This window comes from Qipengyuania algicida, from assembly GCF_009828025.1.
GTDB classification, from domain to species: domain Bacteria; phylum Pseudomonadota; class Alphaproteobacteria; order Sphingomonadales; family Sphingomonadaceae; genus Qipengyuania; species Qipengyuania algicida.
This window is the reverse complement of record NZ_WTYA01000001.1, coordinates 216,545-235,014: the sequence shown is the minus strand read 5'-3', so window position 1 is coordinate 235,014 and position 18,470 is coordinate 216,545. Positions and strand designations below refer to the sequence as shown.

At 62.0% G+C, this 18,470-nt stretch carries 30 protein-coding genes; all 30 read left to right on the top strand.

What is annotated here, in order from left to right; translation table 11 throughout:
* Positions 1-69: 69 nt before the first annotated feature.
* The 30 genes from tuf (at position 70) to rpsK (ending at position 18,378) form a co-directional block, all read left to right on the top strand.
* On the top strand, positions 70-1,260 hold the full coding sequence (tuf, locus tag GRI58_RS01245) for an elongation factor Tu (RefSeq protein WP_160751733.1): 1,191 nt from the start codon (positions 70-72) through the stop codon (positions 1,258-1,260).
* Positions 1,261-1,385: 125 nt separating this feature from the next.
* On the top strand, positions 1,386-2,099 hold the full coding sequence (locus GRI58_RS01240) for an SDR family NAD(P)-dependent oxidoreductase (RefSeq protein ID WP_160751732.1): 714 nt from the start codon (positions 1,386-1,388) through the stop codon (positions 2,097-2,099).
* Between the two features lie 191 nt (positions 2,100-2,290).
* A complete protein-coding gene (gene rpsJ / locus GRI58_RS01235; protein WP_061924928.1) occupies positions 2,291-2,602 on the top strand; it encodes a 30S ribosomal protein S10 in 312 nt (103 codons plus the stop codon).
* Between the two features lie 244 nt (positions 2,603-2,846).
* The gene (rplC, locus tag GRI58_RS01230) at positions 2,847-3,728 is read left to right on the top strand and encodes a 50S ribosomal protein L3 (protein ID WP_160751731.1); all 882 of its coding nucleotides are present in this window, start codon (positions 2,847-2,849) and stop codon (positions 3,726-3,728) included.
* Positions 3,729-3,730: 2 nt separating this feature from the next.
* Complete coding sequence (gene rplD / locus GRI58_RS01225) at positions 3,731-4,354, top strand: 50S ribosomal protein L4 (RefSeq protein WP_160751730.1); 624 nt, start codon at positions 3,731-3,733, stop codon at positions 4,352-4,354.
* The gene (locus GRI58_RS01220) at positions 4,347-4,655 is read left to right on the top strand and encodes a 50S ribosomal protein L23 (protein ID WP_160751729.1); all 309 of its coding nucleotides are present in this window, start codon (positions 4,347-4,349) and stop codon (positions 4,653-4,655) included. The genes rplD and GRI58_RS01220 overlap by 8 nt, the downstream gene beginning before the upstream one ends.
* A gap of 10 nt (positions 4,656-4,665) precedes the next feature.
* Positions 4,666-5,502, top strand: coding sequence for a 50S ribosomal protein L2 (gene rplB, locus GRI58_RS01215; RefSeq protein ID WP_160751728.1), 837 nt, complete (start codon positions 4,666-4,668; stop codon positions 5,500-5,502).
* A gap of 6 nt (positions 5,503-5,508) precedes the next feature.
* Positions 5,509-5,784, top strand: a complete 276-nt coding sequence (rpsS, locus tag GRI58_RS01210; RefSeq protein WP_160751727.1) for a 30S ribosomal protein S19 — start codon at positions 5,509-5,511, stop codon at positions 5,782-5,784.
* Positions 5,784-6,161: a 50S ribosomal protein L22 gene (rplV, locus tag GRI58_RS01205; RefSeq protein ID WP_160751726.1), complete on the top strand. Its 378-nt coding sequence runs from the start codon at positions 5,784-5,786 to the stop codon at positions 6,159-6,161. Before rpsS ends, rplV begins: the two co-directional genes overlap by 1 nt.
* A gap of 1 nt (position 6,162) precedes the next feature.
* Positions 6,163-6,858 (top strand): 30S ribosomal protein S3, encoded by a 696-nt coding sequence (gene rpsC / locus GRI58_RS01200; protein ID WP_160751725.1) that lies wholly within the window; start codon positions 6,163-6,165, stop codon positions 6,856-6,858.
* A 15-nt stretch (positions 6,859-6,873) separates the two neighbouring features.
* The gene (rplP, locus tag GRI58_RS01195) at positions 6,874-7,308 is read left to right on the top strand and encodes a 50S ribosomal protein L16 (protein ID WP_160751724.1); all 435 of its coding nucleotides are present in this window, start codon (positions 6,874-6,876) and stop codon (positions 7,306-7,308) included.
* Positions 7,308-7,526: a 50S ribosomal protein L29 gene (gene rpmC, locus GRI58_RS01190; RefSeq protein WP_160751723.1), complete on the top strand. Its 219-nt coding sequence runs from the start codon at positions 7,308-7,310 to the stop codon at positions 7,524-7,526. The genes rplP and rpmC overlap by 1 nt, the downstream gene beginning before the upstream one ends.
* Before the next feature lie 10 nt (positions 7,527-7,536).
* Positions 7,537-7,827, top strand: coding sequence for a 30S ribosomal protein S17 (gene rpsQ, locus GRI58_RS01185; protein WP_160751722.1), 291 nt, complete (start codon positions 7,537-7,539; stop codon positions 7,825-7,827).
* Positions 7,828-7,912: 85 nt separating this feature from the next.
* Complete coding sequence (gene rplN / locus GRI58_RS01180; protein ID WP_160751721.1) at positions 7,913-8,281, top strand: 50S ribosomal protein L14; 369 nt, start codon at positions 7,913-7,915, stop codon at positions 8,279-8,281.
* A complete protein-coding gene (gene rplX, locus GRI58_RS01175; RefSeq protein WP_160751720.1) occupies positions 8,281-8,601 on the top strand; it encodes a 50S ribosomal protein L24 in 321 nt (106 codons plus the stop codon). Before rplN ends, rplX begins: the two co-directional genes overlap by 1 nt.
* Positions 8,594-9,181: a 50S ribosomal protein L5 gene (gene rplE, locus GRI58_RS01170; protein ID WP_160751719.1), complete on the top strand. Its 588-nt coding sequence runs from the start codon at positions 8,594-8,596 to the stop codon at positions 9,179-9,181. The genes rplX and rplE overlap by 8 nt, the downstream gene beginning before the upstream one ends.
* 26 nt (positions 9,182-9,207) lie before the next feature.
* The gene (gene rpsN, locus GRI58_RS01165; protein WP_160751718.1) at positions 9,208-9,513 is read left to right on the top strand and encodes a 30S ribosomal protein S14; all 306 of its coding nucleotides are present in this window, start codon (positions 9,208-9,210) and stop codon (positions 9,511-9,513) included.
* Positions 9,514-9,524: 11 nt separating this feature from the next.
* Complete coding sequence (gene rpsH / locus GRI58_RS01160) at positions 9,525-9,920, top strand: 30S ribosomal protein S8 (protein WP_160751717.1); 396 nt, start codon at positions 9,525-9,527, stop codon at positions 9,918-9,920.
* A complete protein-coding gene (gene rplF, locus GRI58_RS01155; RefSeq protein ID WP_160751716.1) occupies positions 9,920-10,453 on the top strand; it encodes a 50S ribosomal protein L6 in 534 nt (177 codons plus the stop codon). Before rpsH ends, rplF begins: the two co-directional genes overlap by 1 nt.
* A 1-nt stretch (position 10,454) precedes the next feature.
* Entirely contained in the window at positions 10,455-10,799 is a 345-nt protein-coding gene (gene rplR, locus GRI58_RS01150) for a 50S ribosomal protein L18 (RefSeq protein ID WP_160751715.1), read from the top strand.
* On the top strand, positions 10,799-11,599 hold the full coding sequence (rpsE, locus tag GRI58_RS01145; RefSeq protein WP_202386724.1) for a 30S ribosomal protein S5: 801 nt from the start codon (positions 10,799-10,801) through the stop codon (positions 11,597-11,599). The genes rplR and rpsE overlap by 1 nt, the downstream gene beginning before the upstream one ends.
* Before the next feature lie 5 nt (positions 11,600-11,604).
* The gene (gene rpmD, locus GRI58_RS01140) at positions 11,605-11,790 is read left to right on the top strand and encodes a 50S ribosomal protein L30 (RefSeq protein ID WP_160751714.1); all 186 of its coding nucleotides are present in this window, start codon (positions 11,605-11,607) and stop codon (positions 11,788-11,790) included.
* A gap of 86 nt (positions 11,791-11,876) precedes the next feature.
* Positions 11,877-13,046, top strand: a complete 1,170-nt coding sequence (locus GRI58_RS01135; protein ID WP_160751713.1) for an acyltransferase family protein — start codon at positions 11,877-11,879, stop codon at positions 13,044-13,046.
* Positions 13,047-13,093: 47 nt separating this feature from the next.
* Positions 13,094-13,618 carry a 50S ribosomal protein L15 gene (gene rplO / locus GRI58_RS01130; protein ID WP_160751712.1) on the top strand — a complete coding sequence of 175 codons (525 nt, stop codon included), beginning with the start codon at positions 13,094-13,096 and terminating at the stop codon, positions 13,616-13,618.
* A 100-nt stretch (positions 13,619-13,718) separates the two neighbouring features.
* Entirely contained in the window at positions 13,719-15,083 is a 1,365-nt protein-coding gene (gene secY / locus GRI58_RS01125) for a preprotein translocase subunit SecY (protein ID WP_160751711.1), read from the top strand.
* Between the two features lie 26 nt (positions 15,084-15,109).
* Positions 15,110-15,754: an adenylate kinase gene (locus GRI58_RS01120; RefSeq protein ID WP_160751710.1), complete on the top strand. Its 645-nt coding sequence runs from the start codon at positions 15,110-15,112 to the stop codon at positions 15,752-15,754.
* 70 nt (positions 15,755-15,824) lie between these two features.
* Positions 15,825-16,436 carry an SRPBCC family protein gene (locus tag GRI58_RS01115; protein WP_160751709.1) on the top strand — a complete coding sequence of 204 codons (612 nt, stop codon included), beginning with the start codon at positions 15,825-15,827 and terminating at the stop codon, positions 16,434-16,436.
* 45 nt (positions 16,437-16,481) lie between these two features.
* Entirely contained in the window at positions 16,482-17,258 is a 777-nt protein-coding gene (locus GRI58_RS01110) for an SDR family oxidoreductase (RefSeq protein ID WP_160751708.1), read from the top strand.
* Positions 17,259-17,564: 306 nt separating this feature from the next.
* On the top strand, positions 17,565-17,933 hold the full coding sequence (rpsM, locus tag GRI58_RS01105) for a 30S ribosomal protein S13 (RefSeq protein WP_160751707.1): 369 nt from the start codon (positions 17,565-17,567) through the stop codon (positions 17,931-17,933).
* Between the two features lie 55 nt (positions 17,934-17,988).
* Complete coding sequence (gene rpsK, locus GRI58_RS01100; RefSeq protein WP_160751706.1) at positions 17,989-18,378, top strand: 30S ribosomal protein S11; 390 nt, start codon at positions 17,989-17,991, stop codon at positions 18,376-18,378.
* Positions 18,379-18,470: the final 92 nt, after the last annotated feature.

The following is an 18,470-nucleotide window of genomic DNA, read 5'->3' as shown; positions in this document are numbered from 1 at the left end:
CCTTATTCCGCTTGGCGCCGCCTTCCACCTGCGGAAATTCTATTCTTTCAGACAGAGGTAATTCGAGAAATGGCGAAGGAAAAATTCGAGCGCAACAAGCCGCACTGCAACATCGGCACCATCGGTCACGTCGACCATGGCAAGACCACGCTGACCGCGGCAATCACCAAGGTGATGGCGGAAACCTACGGCGGTGCAGCCGTTGACTTCGCCAACATCGACAAGGCTCCGGAAGAGCGTGAGCGCGGGATCACCATCTCGACCGCACACGTCGAATACGAGACCGCTGCGCGCCACTATGCGCACGTCGACTGCCCGGGCCACGCCGACTATGTTAAGAACATGATCACCGGCGCGGCGCAGATGGACGGCGCGATCCTGGTGGTGAACGCTGCTGACGGCCCGATGCCGCAGACCCGCGAGCACATCCTGCTCGCTCGTCAGGTCGGCGTTCCGGCTCTGGTCGTGTACCTCAACAAGGTCGACCAGGTTGACGACGAGGAACTGCTTGAGCTGGTCGAGCTGGAAGTTCGCGAGCTGCTCAGCTCGTACGACTTCGACGGCGACAACATTCCCATCGTCAAGGGTTCGGCTCTGGCCGCGCTCGAAGGTCGTGACGACGAGATCGGCAAGAACTCGATCATCGCGCTGATGGAAGCTGTTGACGAGCACATCCCGCAGCCCGACCGTCCGGTCGACAAGCCGTTCCTGATGCCGATCGAAGACGTGTTCTCGATCTCGGGTCGTGGTACGGTTGTGACCGGCCGTGTCGAAACCGGCATCGTGAACGTTGGCGACGAAGTCGAAATCGTCGGCATCAAGGACACCCAGAAGACGACCGTCACCGGCGTCGAAATGTTCCGCAAGCTGCTCGATCGCGGTGAAGCTGGCGACAACATTGGTGCCCTGATCCGCGGTATCGGCCGTGAAGACGTCGAGCGTGGCCAGGTGCTGTGCAAGCCCGGTTCGGTCAGCCCGCACACCGAGTTCTCGGCCGAAGTTTACGTCCTGTCGAAGGACGAAGGCGGCCGTCACACGCCGTTCTTCGCGAACTATCGTCCGCAGTTCTACTTCCGCACCACCGACGTCACCGGTGAGGTTATCCTCCCCGAGGGCACCGAAATGGTGATGCCGGGCGACAACGTGACCATCGGCGTCAAGCTGATCGCTCCGATCGCCATGGACGAAGGCCTGCGCTTCGCGATCCGCGAAGGTGGCCGCACCGTCGGTTCGGGCGTTGTGAGCTCGATCACCAAGTAAGGCTTTCTCGCTTTCGGGCGAGACAAGAGGCCCGGTCACTCGACGGAGTGGCCGGGCCTTTCCTTATTGCACTACGCCGGTCAGCCCGGAGCGGTGATGCCATCGGAAGGGAAACTGCAAGACCCATGAATGACAAGCATGCAGGTAAACAGCCGACGGTATTGATTGTCGGCGCGTCGAGAGGTCTCGGCTACGGATTGGCGGCTGAGTTCGTTAAGCGGAACTGGCGCGTTATCGGGACGGTTCGGGGCGATAAGCGGTGTTTGCTGCACGACCTCGCCGAACATCATCCCGACAGCTTGCATATCGAACAACTCGACATGGTTTACCCCGAGCAGATCGCGATGCTGAAGCTTGCCCTGCAAGACGAGAAGCTCGATGCACTGTTCATATGTGCCGGGATAACGACCGGCGACCCACTCGCTCTGATCCGCGATGTCGATGCGGAGGAATTTGCCAGGGTGATGGTCACAAATGCCTATGCCCCGTTGCAGGTCATGGAGGCATTGCAGGATCTGGTGACCGATATTGGATTGATCGGTGCCATGTCGTCGGGTCAGGGCAGCATCGGCAATAATCTCAAGGGCCAGCGCGAGGTCTATCGCGCCAGCAAGGCCGCACTCAATATGCTGGTCAAGGCGTTTGCTGCGCATGAAGAGAATCGAAATCGTGCCATCGTCGTGCTTGCACCGGGTTGGATCAAAACCGATCTCGGCGGTCCCGATGCTCCGTTTACATTGGAAGAGACTGTTCCCAGTCTGGTGGACGTATTGCTTGCCAAGCGGAACCGGCCCGGGGCGGAATACCTCGATCGCTTCGGTGACACGGTTCCGTGGTGACCACAAAAATCCAACATCTCGGGGTTGCAACTGAAACCTCATGAACGTATAGGCGCCCCACACACACGGAGATTCGTCTCCGTCGTAACGAATTTCGGGGCCGCCCTTCGCCGGATATCCGGTTCAAGCAGGGCGGGCCTTTTGTTTTGGAAGGGGTGACCCTTCTTGGCTCTTTCGCATCGGTGTAGGACATGGAAGCTCAGAATATCCGCATTCGCCTCAAGGCGTTCGACCATCGCGTGCTCGACCAGGCAACTGGCGAAATCGCTGAAACCGCACGTCGTACGGGTGCTCTTATTCGTGGCCCCATTCCCATGCCGACGCGTATCGAGAAGTTCACCGTGAACCGCGGCCCGCACATCGACAAGAAGTCGCGCGAGCAGTTCGAGGTGCGCACCTACAAGCGGTTGCTCGACATCGTGCAGCCCAACGCCCAGACCGTCGACGCGCTGATGAAGCTCGATCTGGCTGCTGGCGTAAACGTCGAAATCAAGCTGGCTTGATCGCGACCGTCTTCGGCAGGACGTTAATCTGACCGGAAGTTCAGGGGCTCTCTATTGCCCCGCTGGCCCGAAAGGTCCGGCAAGACATAGGGATACCGCCGGATAACATCCGGGTCTGCGTCCCCCGTCTCGCCTCTCTCGCAAGGGAAAGGCACAGTGGCCCGGACGGGGCGATGCATCACAATTCGGGCCATGCAAGCACGCGGGGATGGGCCTCGTGTGCCTCTGTTGAGGAGTTTTGACGATGCGCACTGGCGTTATCGCAAGGAAAGTCGGGATGACCCGCCTCTTCCAGGAGGACGGACGGCACGTGCCTGTTACCGTTCTCGCGCTGGAAGGCTGTCAGGTCGTATCGCACCGTACCGAAGACCGTGACGGCTATTATGCTGTCCAGCTCGGCGCGGGCGAGGCCAAGCAGAAAAATGTAAACAAGCCGCAGCGCGAAGCCTTTGCGAAGGCTGAAGTGTCGCTGAAGATGAAGGTCGCGGAATTCCGTGTTGCCGATGCTGACGGGCTGGTCCCGGTTGGCTCGCACATTTCCGCTGAGCACTTCATTGCCGGGCAGAAGGTCGACGTCACCGGCCACACGCAGGGCAAGGGCTTTGCCGGCGCGATGAAGCGCTGGGGCTTCGGAGGCCTGCGCGCCACTCACGGCGTCTCGCTCTCGCACCGTTCGCACGGTTCGACGGGTAACCGCCAGGATCCGGGCCGCGTGTTCAAGGGCAAGAAGATGGCCGGTCACATGGGCGACCGTCAGCGCACCCAGCAGAACCTCGAGGTCGTGCGCACTGACGCCGATCGCGGTCTGATCTTCGTCAAGGGTTCGGTCCCCGGTGCTTCGAATGCGTGGCTGCTCGTTCGCGACGCGGTCAAGCTGCCGCAGCCTGAAGGTGCCCCATTCCCCGGTGCCGTGCTCGAGAAGAAGAGCAAGGTCGAGCACGAGGAAGCGCCCGCCGGTCTGGTCGAGCACAATGCCGAGCACGAAGTGCACGAGCAGGTCGATGCCGAGCATCAGGCCGAGCTCCTGAAGAGCCAGGAAGCCGGTGCCGAGACCGAGGGCAGCGAAAACACCCCCGAAGCCACCCCCGATGCGGGCGCGGCTGACGGCGAGAGCAAGGAGTCCTGATCGTGAAGGTCAAGGTCCAGAAACTGGGCGGCGGCGCCTCGGGCGACATCGAACTGAACGATGCCGTCTTCGGCCTCGAACCGCGTGCCGACATTCTTCACCGTGTGGTGACCTGGCAGCTTGAAAAGCGTCGCGCCACCGCGCGTCCGACGCGTGAGCGCTCGGACGTTGCCCGCACCGGCAAGAAGTTCGGTCGTCAGAAGGGCGGCGGTACCGCTCGTCACGGCGATCGCGCTGCTCCGGTGTTCATCGGTGGTGGTAAGGCCCACGGTGCCCGCAAGCGCGACTTCAACCCGTCGCTGAACAAGAAGATCCGTGCGCTGGGTCTCAAGATGGCGCTTTCGAGCAAGGCTAAGGATGGTCTGGTGATCGTCGACAGTCTCGCGCTGAAGGATGCCAAGACCAAGGCGCTCAAGGGTCACTTCGACAAGGCTGGCTGGGCTGGCAAGGTCCTGATCATCGGCGGCGAAGCGGTCGACGACGGGTTCGCCAAGGCTGCTCGCAACCTGCCGCACGTCAACGTGCTGCCGGCGATCGGTGCCAATGTCTACGACATCCTGAAGCATGACACGCTGGTCCTCACCAAGGACGCGGTCGAAAAGCTGGAGGCCCGTTTCAATGGCTAAGAAGCAGGAAATCGACGCGCGTCACTATGACGTGATCCTCGCCCCGCACATCACCGAGAAGTCCACGCTGGCCTCGGAGAGCAATGCGGTGGTTTTCAAGGTCGCCAATGATGCGACCAAGCCGCAGATCAAGGAAGCGATCGAGGCGATCTACGACAAGAAGGTCGTGGGTGTGAACACCATCGTGGTGAAGGGCAAGACCAAGCGCTGGAAGGGTAAGCCCTACAAGCGCACCGACGTGAAAAAAGCGATCATTACCCTCGCCGAGGGTGACATGATCGACATCACCAGCGGGATCTGAGGGCAGGAACATGGCACTCAAGAATTATAATCCGACGAGCCCCGCCCGGCGCGGCCTCATCCTCGTCGACAAGTCCGGCCTGTACAAGGGCAAGCCGGTCAAGTCGCTGACGGAAGGCAAGCGCAAGACGGGTGGCCGTAACAACAAGGGCCACGTTACTTCGCGCGGCATGGCCGGTGGCCACAAGCAGAAGTATCGTTACATCGACTTCAAGCGTCGCAAGTGGGACGTCGAAGGCACCGTGGAGCGGATCGAGTATGATCCCAACCGCACCGCCTTCATCGCGCTCATCAAGTACGCCGACGATGAACTTGCCTACATCATCGCACCGCAGCGCCTCGCTGTCGGGGACAAGGTGATCGCGGGTGAGAAGACCGACACCAAGCCGGGCAACGCGATGCTGCTGGGCCAGATGCCGGTCGGCACGATCTGCCACAATGTCGAGATGAAGCCGGGCAAGGGCGGCCAGATCGCCCGTTCGGCAGGCGCCTATGTCCAGCTCGTCGGTCGTGACCGCGGGATGGTGATCGTGCGTCTCAACTCGGGTGAGCAGCGTTACCTGCGTGCCGATTGCATGGGCACGGTCGGGGCGGTTTCGAACCCCGACAACCAGAACCAGAACCTGGGCAAGGCAGGCCGCAAGCGGTGGATGGGCGTCAAGCCGCTCACCCGCGGTGTCGCCAAGAACCCGGTCGACCACCCGCACGGCGGCGGCGAAGGCCGTACCTCGGGCGGCCGTCACCCGGTCACTCCGTGGGGCAAGCCGACCAAGGGTGCGCGCACGCGTCACAACAAGTCGACCGACAAGATGATCATCCGTTCGCGTCACGCGAAGAAGAAGAGGTAATCGGACATGGCACGTTCCGTCTGGAAAGGTCCGTTCGTCGAACTCAGCCTTCTGAAGAAGGCGCAGGACGCACAGGAAGCGAGCAGCAACAAGCCGATCAAGACCTGGTCGCGTCGCAGCACGATCCTGCCGGATTTCGTCGGCCTGACGTTCAACGTCTACAATGGCCACAAGTTCATCCCGGTCTCCGTCTCGGAAGAGATGGTAGGGCACAAGCTCGGTGAATTCGCGCCCACGCGCACCTTCCCGGGTCACGCCGCCGACAAGAAGGGCAAACGCTAATGGGCAAGGCAAAGGCACCCCGTCGCGTCGCCGACAACGAGGCGCTGGCTGTGGGAACCACCATTCGTGGTTCGGCGCAGAAGCTCAACCTCGTCGCCGGTCTGATCCGCGGCAAGAAGGCCGAAGAGGCCATGAACATCCTCGCCTTCTCCAAGCGGGCGATGGCCAAGGACGCCAGCAAGGTGCTCGCTTCGGCGATCGCCAATGCGGAGAACAACCACAATCTTGATGTCGACGCGCTCGTCGTGGCGGAAGCCTCGGTTGGCAAGTCGATCACCATGAAGCGCTTCCACACGCGCGGCCGTGGCAAGTCCACGCGCATTCTCAAGCCGTTCAGTCGGCTGCGCATCGTGGTCCGTGAAAGTGAGGAAGCCTGATATGGGTCACAAGAGCAATCCGATCGGCCTGCGCCTGCAGATCAACCGCACCTGGGACAGCCGCTGGTACGCCGAAGGGCGCGACTATGCCAAGCTGCTCAGCGAGGATATCGAACTGCGCAAGTTCATCGTCGACAGCCTGCCGCAGGCAGCGATTTCGAAGGTGGTCATCGAGCGTCCGGCCAAGCTGTGCCGCATCTCGATCTATGCCGCGCGTCCCGGTGTCATCATCGGCAAGAAGGGCGCGGACATCGAGAAGCTGCGCGCCAAGCTGTCGAGCATGACGGCCAGCGAAGTGAAGCTGAACATCGTCGAGATCCGCAAGCCGGAAGTCGATGCCAAGCTCGTCGCCCAGGGCATCGCCGACCAGCTGATCCGCCGCGTGGCTTTCCGCCGAGCGATGAAGCGCGCGATGCAATCCGCGATGCGTCTGGGTGCCGAAGGCATCAAGATCATGTGCGGCGGCCGTCTCGGCGGCGCCGAAATCGCCCGCGTCGAACAGTATCGCGAAGGTCGTGTGCCTCTGCATACGCTGCGCGCGAACATCGATTACGCTGAAGCCGAGGCGCTGACCGCCTATGGCATCATCGGCATCAAGGTGTGGGTCTTCAAGGGCGAGATTCTCGGCCATGATCCGACCGCGCAGGACCGCCTGATGATGGAATCGCAGACGTCCGGCGTCCGCCCGGCACGTTAAGGTAGAGCCAGAACCATGCTGCAACCGAAGAAAACCAAGTTCCGCAAGGCCTTCAAGGGCCGGATCAAGGGCGCTGCCAAGGGCGGCACCACCCTGAATTTCGGCTCCTACGGCCTCAAGGCTCTCGAACCCGAGCGTGTTACCGCACGCCAGATCGAAGCGGCCCGTCGTGCGATCACCCGCCACATCAAGCGTCAGGGACGTTTGTGGATCCGCGTGTTCCCGGACGTGCCCGTGTCCAAGAAGCCTGCCGAAGTTCGTCAGGGTAAGGGCAAGGGCTCGATCGAATACTGGGCTGCGCGCGTGAAGCCGGGCCGGATCCTGTTCGAACTCGATGGCGTTCCCGGTCCGCTGGCCGCCGAAGCGTTCGAGCGTGCAGCGATGAAGCTGCCGATCAAGACCAAGGTCGTTGCCCGTCTGGGCGATTCCAGCCATCTGGGAGGCGAATAATGGCCAAGACCACCAAGACCGCCGATCTTCGTCAGAAGACCGACGACCAGCTGGCCGAGGAGCTGGTGACGCTGAAGCGCGAGCAGTTCAACCTGCGTTTCCAGGCGGCCACCAACCAGCTCGAGGCGCCTTCGCGGATCCGCGAAGTGCGTCGCTCGATCGCCAAGATCAAGACGCTGCAGGGCCAACGCGCCCAGGCAGCGGATGCCAAGGCCTGAGGAGTAGACCATGCCCAAGCGTATCCTGATCGGGACCGTCACCTCCAACAAGACCGACAAGACCGTAACCGTGCTTGTCGAGCGTAAGGTGAAGCACCCGCTGTACGGCAAGATTATCCGCCGTTCGAAGAAGTATCACGCCCACGACGAGCAGAACGAATACCAGCTCGGCGACATCGTCCGCATCGAGGAGACCAAACCGATCTCCAAGACCAAGACCTGGGCGGTGAAGGACCGTGTGACCGAAGGCGGTGTGCAGGCGGTCGAAGCCGATCTCGAAGTCGAGGCGGCAGGGAATTAATTGAGTTGATCCCCGCTTCCGCGGGGACAGGCGTCAGGAACTGCCGGACTGGTTTCGGCAAGCCAAGTGAGAAGGAACCGGATCGATGATCCAGATGCAATCCAATCTCGACGTCGCGGACAACAGCGGCGCCAAGCGCGTCCAGTGCATCAAGGTACTGGGCGGCTCGAAGCGCCGGACCGCGAGTGTCGGTGACGTGATTGTGGTCTCCGTCAAGGAGGCCCAGCCACGCGCAAAGGTGAAGAAGGGTGACGTGCACCGTGCCGTGATCGTGCGCACCAAGAAGGACGTCCGTCGTCCTGATGGCAGCGTGATCCGTTTCGACAGCAACGCCGCCGTGCTGGTCAACAAGAACGAGGAGCCGCTCGGCACCCGTATCTTTGGCCCCGTGGTGCGCGAATTGCGCGGTCGCGGCTTCATGAAGATCATCAGCCTTGCGCCGGAGGTGCTGTAATGGCCGCTTCGAAGATCAAGAAGGGTGACAGCGTCGTGGTCCTGTCCGGCAAGGACAAGGGTCGCACCGGAACCGTTGCGAAGGTCATGCCCAAGGAAGGCAAGATCATCGTCGAGGGTGTGAACGTCGCTGCCCGTCACCGCAAGCCGACCCAGGCCAACCCGCAGGGCGGCATCGATCGCAATCCCGCGCCGATGTCGATCGCCAAGGTTGCTCTGGCCGATCCCAAGGATGGCAAGCCCACCCGCGTCCGTTTCGAAGAAAAGGACGGCAAGAAGGTGCGCGTTGCTGTCAAATCCGGGGAGACTATCGATGGCTGAAAAGAGCTATACCCCGCGTCTCAAGGCCAAGTATGAGGCCGAGATCGCCAAGGCGATGACCGAGAAGTTCGGTTACAAGAACGCGATGGAAGTGCCCAAGCTCGAGAAGATCACGCTCAATATGGGCGTGGGCGAGGCGAGCCAGGACAAGAAGAAGGTCCAGACCGCCGCCGAGGAAATGGCGCTGATCGCCGGCCAGAAGCCGGTCATCACCAAGGCCAAGAAGTCGATCGCCCAGTTCAAGCTGCGCGAAGGCATGCCGATCGGTTGCAAGGTCACCTTGCGTCGTGAACGTATGTACGAATTCATGGACCGCCTGGTCACCATCGCGATGCCGCGCATCCGCGACTTCCGTGGCCTCAATCCGCGTTCCTTCGATGGCCGTGGCAATTACGCCATGGGCATGAAGGAACAGATCGTCTTCCCCGAAATCTCCTACGACAAGATCGAGAAGGTCCGGGGCATGGACATCATCGTCACCACCACGGCGAAGACCGACGAAGAAGCGCGCGAATTGCTGCGTCTGTTCGGTTTCCCGTTCCCGGCTACTCAGTCGGGTGAAGAGAAGGAAGCGGCGTAAGCCGCTAGCGAAGGAACTTAAGTCCAATGGCGAAACTGAGTTCGATCAACAAGAACGAGCGGCGCAAGAAGCTCGTCAAGCAGTATGCCGACAAGTACGAAAAGCTTAAGGCCACTGCCAATGACAAGAGCCTCGACGAGACCGAGCGTCTCGTCGCGCGCCTCAAAATGGCGGAACTGCCGCGCAATGCGAATCCCACGCGTGTGCGCAACCGCTGCTCCACCACCGGCCGCCCGCGCGGCTATTACCGCAAGTTCGGCCTGAACCGCATCGAACTGCGCGACCTCGGCAACAAGGGCCTGATCCCAGGCCTGACCAAGTCGAGCTGGTGAGGAATCGATAGATGGCTATGACCGATCCCCTGGGTGACATGCTCACCCGTATCCGCAACGGCCAGCAGGCGAAGAAGGATTCCGTCCTTTCGCCTGCGTCCAAGCTGCGTGCGAACGTGCTCGAAGTGCTCCAGCGTGAAGGCTACATCCGTGGCTACAGCGAGGACGCGACGGGCAAGCACCCGCAACTGCGGATTGAACTGAAGTATTTCGAGGGCGAACCTGCGATCAAGCACGTTGCCCGCGTGTCCAAGCCGGGCCGCCGCGTCTATTCGGGCTCCAAGGAGCTTCCGACTGTGCGCAACGGCCTTGGCATCACCATCGTCTCGACCCCGCGCGGCGTGCTTTCGGACAACGAAGCCCGCAGCAACAACGTCGGCGGCGAAGTGCTGGCGGAGGTGTTCTGATGAGCCGCATCGGCAAAAAGCCGGTGGCGATCCCGAACGGGGTCACCGCCCAGATCGAGAACGGTCAGCTGAACGTCAAGGGGCCCAAGGGTACTCTGTCGTTGGGTCTGAGCGAATTGATCGACTACAAGCTCGAAGACGGCGCGATCGCGGTCAACCCGGCGAACGACACCAAGGCGGCGCGCAGCCACTGGGGCATGCAGCGTACGCTGGTCTCGAACCTCGTTGAAGGCGTCACCGATGGCTTCACCAAGGTGCTGATCATCAAGGGCGTCGGCTATCGTGCACAGGCGCAGGGCAAGAAGCTCAAGCTTCAGCTCGGCTATTCGCACGACGTCGATCTCGACGTGCCGGAAGGTGTCGAGGTCAAGACCCCGGATCAGACCACGGTCGAGATTTCCGGCATCGACAAGCAGAAGGTCGGCCAATTCGCGGCTGAAGTCCGCCGCTGGCGCAAGCCTGAGCCCTACAAGGGCAAGGGTATCGCCTATCGCGGCGAATACATCTTCCGCAAGGAAGGGAAGAAGAAGTAAGATGGCAAAGCTTTCCCTCTTCGAACGTCGCCGTCGTCGTGTCCGCACGGCGCTGCGCACCCGCGCCGGTGGCAAGCCGCGCCTGTCGGTCCACCGGACCGGCAAGCACATCTACGCCCAGATCATCGACGATGGCGCAGGCAAGACGCTTGCTTCCGCCTCGACCCTGGGTGGCAAGGCTTCCGGTGCCAATGTCGATGCGGCCAAGCAGGTCGGTAGCGATATCGCCGCAGCCGCCAAGAAGGCCGGCGTGACCACTGTCGTGTTCGATCGCGGCGGTTTCCTGTTCCACGGCCGCGTCAAGGCGCTGGCCGACGCCGCCCGCGAAGGCGGGCTGGAGTTCTGATGATGGCTGATGAAAACAAGACCGAAGAAACGCCGGTGACCGCCGAAACGGAAAATGCGGTGACCAACGAGCAGCCGGCGGTGGCGGATACGCCATCGGAGGCCGCCGACACGCAGTCCGCAGCAAGTGGCGATCCCGAGCAGCCGCGCGAACAGCAGGGCCGCGGTGGCCGTGGCGGTCGCGGTGGTCGTGATCGCGGCGAGGGCGGCGGTCGTGGCCGTGGTGGTCGCGGGCGTCGCGACGATCGTCGGCGTGAGGAAGAAGACGACGGCATCATCGAGAAGCTCGTCCACATCAACCGCGTTTCCAAGACGGTGAAGGGCGGTAAGCGCTTCGGTTTCGCCGCGCTGGTCGTCGTGGGTGACGGTTCGGGCCGCGTTGGCTTCGGCCACGGCAAGGCCCGCGAAGTGCCCGAGGCGATCACCAAGGCGACCGCTTCGGCCAAGAAGAAGATGATCCGCGTCCCGCTCAAGGAAGGCCGCACGCTGCACCACGACGGCAATGGCCGTTTCGGCGCAGGCAAGGTCACCGTGCGCAGCGCGCCTCCGGGAACCGGCATCATCGCCGGTGGTCCGATGCGCGCCGTGTTCGAGAGCCTGGGCGTTCACGACGTTGTGACCAAGTCGGTCGGCACGTCCAACCCCTACAACATGATCCGCGCTACTTTCGACGCGCTGACCAACCAGACTTCGCCGAAGTCGGTGGCCCAGCGTCGCGGAAAGAAAGTTGCCGACCTGCTGGGTCGTGGCGGCGCGAGCGAGGCGGAGGCTGACGCCGACGCCGCAGCGATGGCGGAGTAATCATCATGGCCAAAGCGAAAACCATCAAGATCAAGCAGATCGGCAGCCCGATCCGTCGGCCCGAGAGCCAGAAGAAGGTCCTTATCGGCCTCGGCCTCGGCAAAATGCATCGCGTCGTCGAAGTGCAGGACACCCCGGAAGTGCGCGGCGCAATCGCCAAGCTTCCGCACATGGTCGAAGTGATCGACTGACATTGCCTGCAATGGTATAGAATGAAGCCCCGGCCTGATCGCCGGGGCTTTTTCGTTTCCGATACCAGTTGATCGTCGAGGGGGTTATGCACGGGCAAGCTGCCGCACGCGCTCCGTCTCAGAGCGCACATCAGCGTGAAGGCGCGCCTTATCTGTCGCTGATCGATGGGTTGCGCGGCACGGCGGCGCTGTTCGTGCTGGTCTATCACTACGTGCATTTCTTCATGGCGGGGGCCGACCGGCAACGCATGGCACATTATCTCGATGTGGTGCCTGCAGCCGACGTGCTCGAACCGCTCTATCGCTATGGCTTCATGGCGGTGCAGGTGTTCTGGCTGATTTCGGGTTTCGTCTTCGCCCATGTCTACCGCGACCGGCGCGTCGGGGGGCGCAGCTTTTTCGTTAACCGCTTCGCCCGGCTCTACCCCTTGCATCTGTTGACGCTGCTGGTGGTCACCGCACTCGATTTCGCCGCCCTGTCGAAGCTCGGCTACACCCCGATCTATTCCAATTTCGACTGGCAGCATTTCGTGGCGCAGATGTTCATGGCGTCGGAATGGATTCGCACGGGCGAATCGTTCAATGGGCCGATCTGGTCGGTATCGGTCGAAGTGCTGGTGTACGCGGTGTTCTGGTTCGCGGTGACTGGGAGGGCGCGGCGATCGCTGGTCATCCCGGCGCTGATGTCTGCCGGCTTCTTTCTTGCCAACCAGCGTTACGGCAATTTCTCACTCGTTATCGAGTGCGGCTATTTCTTCTTCGCCGGCGTGGTCTTGTCACGCCTCTGCCAACGCGATTGGCGCGTTTCATGGCCTGTAGCCATCGCTTGTGCGCTGATTGCGGCAGGATTTGCGATCACCGCAATTCAGGGGGAGTGGGGCTTCCGTCGCTACGGAGCGGTGGGAATCGTCGGCGGAACGCTGATTCTCATGCGCTTCCTTGAAGGACGCGCACCCGACGTCCTTCGTCGCATTTGCGCGTGGCTGGGCGAAACATCGTATGGTGTGTATCTTTGGCACTTCCCGATCCAGCTGAGCGTGCTGCTGGTGCTGCTTCCCGAATGGGAACCGCGCCGACTCGCGCAACATGGCTGGTTTCTGGCGATATTCATGGTGGTGGTCGTGCTGGTCGCCCGGCTCAGCTACCGCTTCTATGAGCTGCCGATGCGCGACTCGCTGCGAAAGCGGCTGAAACGCAGAGGCGCTGCTGCAAGCTCCATTGCCAAAAGGGGTGACAAGCTTGCTGAGGCCCGCTAAGGGGCCGCCCTTCTGCAACAGCGCGAACCAAAGGGAAACCGAGTGCTATGAAACTGAATGAAATTCGCGACAACGACGGTGCCCGCAAGGGTCGGATGCGTGTGGGCCGGGGCATCGGGTCGGGCAAGGGCAAAACTTCGGGCCGCGGCCAGAAGGGTGCCAAGGCGCGTTCGGGCGTCGCCATCAATGGCTTCGAAGGCGGCCAGATGCCCCTTCACATGCGTTTGCCGAAGCGTGGCTTCAACAACATCTTCGCCAAGGATTATGCCGAGGTGAACCTGGGCATGATCCAGAAGATGGTCGATGCCAAGAAGCTCGATACGAAGGGCACGATCGACCACGACGCGCTGAAGGCCGCCGGTCTTGCCCGTGGCGGCAAGGACGGCGTGCGCCTGCTCGGCAAGGGCGAACTGACCGCCAAGCTGACCTTCAAGGTTGCCGGCGCCAGCAAGGGCGCGGTCGCTGCGGTCGAGAAGGCTGGCGGCAAGGTCGAGGTGATCGCCAAGGCTCAGCCCGAGCACGAAAAGAAGGCCGAACGCACGGCCAAGAACAAGGCAGCCAAGGCCAAGTAAGGAAAAAGGGAAAGCGGGGTTCGACATTACGGACCCCGCACCCTATCTATCCGGCCGAGCCGGGAGGGCCTGGCACCGTATCAGGATCGATTGACTGACAATGGCAACACGCGCCGATTCCCTTGCGAGCAATTTGACGCTCGCCAATTTTTCGAAGGCAACCGAACTCAAGCAGCGGATCTGGTTTACGATCGGCGCTCTGATCGTGTTCCGGTTCCTGAGCTTCGTGCCGCTGCCCGGCGTCAATCCGCTGGTGCTCTCGCGCCTGGCAGACCAGACGCGCGGCGGGGTGCTCGACATGTTCAACATGTTCACCGGCGGCAGCCTCGAACGCATGAGCCTCATCGCGCTCGGCGTCATGCCCTACATTACCGCCTCGATCGTGGTTCAGCTCGCCAGTGCGCTCCATCCCGCGCTCGAAGCGTTGAAGAAGGAAGGCTCTGTAGGGCGCCAGAAGCTCAACCAGTACACGCGCTATGGCACGGTGTTCCTGTGCGCGGTGCAGGGCTATTTCGTGGCGCAGGGGCTGGAAAGCTTCGGTGCGGCCAATGGTCTTCAGGCGGTCGTCGAACCTGGCATCATGTTCCGCGTGGGCGCGGTCATCAGCCTGATCGGCGGGACGATGTTCCTGCTGTGGCTGGGTGAGCAGATCACCAGCCGCGGTATCGGTAACGGCGTGTCGCTCATCATTATGGCGGGTATCGTTTCGCGTTTCCCCCAGTTCGCCTCGAACCTGTTCGACGGCGGACGGACCGGCGCCATCGGCCCCGGCGTGATCGTCGGCTTTTTCGTGATGATCGTGGTGCTGATCCTGTTCATCAGCTTCATGGAGCGCGCCCAGCGGCGCCTGCTGATACAGTATCCCAAGCGAGCGACGGCCAAGGGCATGATGCAGGCGGATCGCAGCCACCTGCCGCTCAAGATCAACACCGCGGGCGTGATCCCGCCGATCTTCGCCAGCTCGCTGTTGCTGCTGCCGCTCACGATCACCCAGTTCGCCGGCAATTCGGTGGACACCACCAAGCTCAGCGGCCGGATCATCGTGACGCTGAACCAGTATCTCCAGCATGGCGAGCCGTTCTATCTGCTGCTTTACGCCATCGGGATCGTGTTCTTCTGCTTCTTCTACACCGCCGTCGTCTTCAACCCTGAGGAAACGGCTGAGAACCTGAAGAAGAACGGCGGGTTCATTCCCGGCATCCGTCCGGGCAAGCGGACCGAGGAATATCTCGATTACGTCCTCACCCGCATCACCGTGGTCGGTGCGATCTATCTGACGATCGTCTGCGTGCTGCCTGAGTATGTGATCAAGCAAACCGGCGTCCCGCTCTACCTTGGCGGCACAAGCCTGCTGATTGTGGTGAACGTGACGGTTGACACGATCAGCCAGATCCAGTCCCATCTGCTGGCCCATCAATATGGCGATCTGATCAAGAAGGCGAAGCTCAAGGGGCGTCTTCGCTAAACGCGACCAAGCGGGGGAGCAGGATCATGGATATTATTCTACTCGGCCCGCCGGGAGCGGGAAAAGGGACACAGGCGCACCGGCTCGAAGCTGAGCATGACATGCGCCAGCTTTCGACCGGCGACATGCTGCGCGCCGCGGTGAAGGCGGGCACGCCGGTGGGGCAGAAGGCCAAGGCGATCATGGATCGCGGCGACCTTGTTCCCGATGAAGTCGTCTCCGAACTGATCGATGCCGAACTGACCGCTATGGGTAGCGGGACTGGTGCGATCTTCGACGGCTATCCACGGACCGTCGCGCAGGCCAGGTCGCTTGATGAAATCCTCGCCAAACATGGCCGCAAGCTCGACCATGTGATTGAGCTGGAAGTCGATGTCGAAGCCCTCGTGGAGCGCATCACCGGTCGCTACACCTGCGCCAAATGCGGTGCGGGCTATCACGACCGTTTCCAGAAACCGAAGGTCGATGGGGTTTGCGACGTTTGCGGTTCGACCGAGTTCAAGCGCCGTCCCGACGATAACGAGGAAACGGTGCGCAACCGGATGAAGATCTATCGCGAAGATACCGCGCCGATCCTGCCGCTTTATGACGAGCGCGGGATCGTGAACCGGATCGACGGGATGGCCAGCATCGAGGAAGTGACCGAGGCGATCGACGCCGTCCTTACCTGAGCGACGGGCAAAGCTTCCCATCCAAACGCCTTCTGCCTAGTCTGTGAACAGGCAGGGCAGGGGGATAGCGATGAACTTCAGGGCGATCTGGCTGGGGGCGGTTCTTGCCGGAGCCGGTCTGACAGGCGCTGCGCATGGCGAGGTGGTCAAGACCACCGCAGATGGCTTCGTGACCCGCGACACTGCGAGCGTCGCGGCCACGCCGATGGAAACATGGCTGATGCTGATCAAGCCGGGCCAGTGGTGGAATCCGGAGCATAGCTGGTCGGGCGATGCAGCCAATATGACGCTGACCCCACAGGCGGGCGGTTGCTTTTGCGAGCGCATTCCCGGCAAGGATCAGCCCGGTGCCTTCGCGCTGGAGGGCAGCGCCATGCACGCGATGGTGGTGCAGGCCTTCCCGCTTCATGTGCTGCGGATGCGCGGCGGGCTGGGGCCGTTGCAGGGTGAGCCTGCGACCGGCGTTCTGACCATCACGCTCAAGCCCGTCGACGGCGGCACGCGGATCATGTGGGAATATAATGTCGGCGGTCCCATGCGCTACACCATCGACGAGATCGCCCCTGCGGTCGACGGGGTGATGAGCGAGCAATTGCATCGCTTGCAGCAGAAGCTGGGTGCGCTGACAGAAACGCGTGAAGACAAGGAGTCGTCCGAGACAGATGGCGACGGGAACGACTAAGCCGCCTCACGCCTTTCGACAGGGAAGGACATAGGGAGCCAATCCATGGATCTGGGAATTTCAGGCCGCCAAGCGGTGGTTTGTGCATCGAGTCGCGGACTGGGCCGTGCCTGCGCCGAAGCACTGGCCGGGGCAGGCTGTTCGGTGGTGATCAACGGACGCGACCACGAGGTGCTCGAACGGACCGCTGCCGTGCTGCGCGATCGCTATGGCGTGGACGTTACCGCGATTTCTGGCGATGTGCGCGATGCCGCCGTGCGCGAGGCGCTTGTCGCGGTGAAGCCGGTCGATATCCTCGTCAACAACGCGGGCGGCCCGCCGCTCGCCGACTTCCGCGACCTGTCGGGCGAGGATATCCACGCCGGGCTCGATGCCAACATGGTGACGCCGATTGCGCTGGTGCAACTGGTCATAGATGGCATGACCGAGCGCGGTTTCGGGCGGATCGTCAACATCACCTCCGCCAGCGTGCTGACCGGGATTGCCGGCCTCGACCTGTCCTCTGGCGCGCGGGCCGGGCTGACCGCATTTCTCGCAGGGGTGGCGCGCAAGGTGGCTGGTGACAATGTCACGATCAACAACCTCTTGCCCGGCAATTTCGATACAGATCGCCAGGCCTCCATCATCGTGACCACGGCGGAGCGCACCGGCAAGGATACAGATCAGGTTCGCCGGGAGCGCGAGGCAGCGCAACCGGCCAAGCGCTTCGGGCATCCCGACGAGTTCGGCGCGGCCTGTGCCTTCCTCGCCAGCACCCACGCGGGCTTCATCACTGGTCAGAACCTGCTGATGGATGGAGGGGCTTTCCCTGCGAATTTTTGAACCTTGCGCCAGCCAGAGCTTTGACAACCTTGGGGGCTGGTGTAAAAAACCTTGCATCACGGTTCGCACCGCCCATATCGGCGGTCGCGATGGTTTGCGTGTGGTTAGCGGTTGACCTTGCGGTCGAATCGCCGTAAGCGCGCCCTTCATTCGACAGGTATTCGGGGTCAGTCCGGCAGGCGGCAGCCTTTTTGCCAGCCATCCGGGCTTTTTGTGTCAGCAAGCCCGCTGTGCCCGTCGGTGGTAACCGCGATGAGATAGGGCGAAGCGCCGTTCGGCCGGACCCTGTGGAGCATGGAGAAGTAAGTGGCTCGTATTGCCGGGGTAAATATCCCCACCAACAAGCGCGTGATTATCGCGCTCACCTACATTCACGGTATCGGTCGCAAGACCGCCGTCGAGATCGCCGACAAGCTTGGCATCGACCAGTCACGCCGCGTGCAGGACCTCACCGACGAGGAAGTGCTGCGCATCCGCGAGACGATCGATGCGGACTATACCGTCGAGGGTGATCTTCGTCGCAACACCGCGATGAACATCAAGCGGCTGATGGACCTTCGGTCCTATCGCGGCCTGCGTCACCGTGCGGGCCTGCCCGTTCGCGGTCAGCGCACCCACACCAACGCCCGTACCCGCAAGGGCAAGGCCAAGCCGATCGCCGGCAAGAAGAAGTAAGCAGCGCTAGTCTGCGCAGCTTTTACCTTCTTTCGAGAACAAGGACTGATACGAGATGGCACGCGAACCCAATCGCCTTCGTCGCCGCGAACGCAAGAACATCACCAGCGGCGTCGCCCATGTGAACGCCAGCTTCAACAACACCATGATCACCATCACCGATGCGCAGGGCAATGCGATCAGCTGGTCCAGCGCCGGGATGATGGGCTTCAAGGGCAGCCGCAAGTCGACTCCCTATGCCGCCCAGGTCGCCGCCGATGACGCGGGCAAGAAGGCCGCCGAACACGGCGTCCGCACGCTCGAGGTCGAGGTCAAGGGCCCCGGTTCGGGCCGTGAGAGCGCACTGCGCGCCCTCCAGGCCGTCGGCTTCACTATTACTTCGATCCGGGACGTAACACCGATCCCGCACAACGGCGTGAGACCGTCAAAACGTCGCCGCGTCTGATCCGTACCTGCCCGGCGGGCCGTTAGCGGTCCGCCGATCTTCCCACGGACCGGGCGCTTTTCCAAAAAGCGATCCGGTCCTGCCTGCATTCA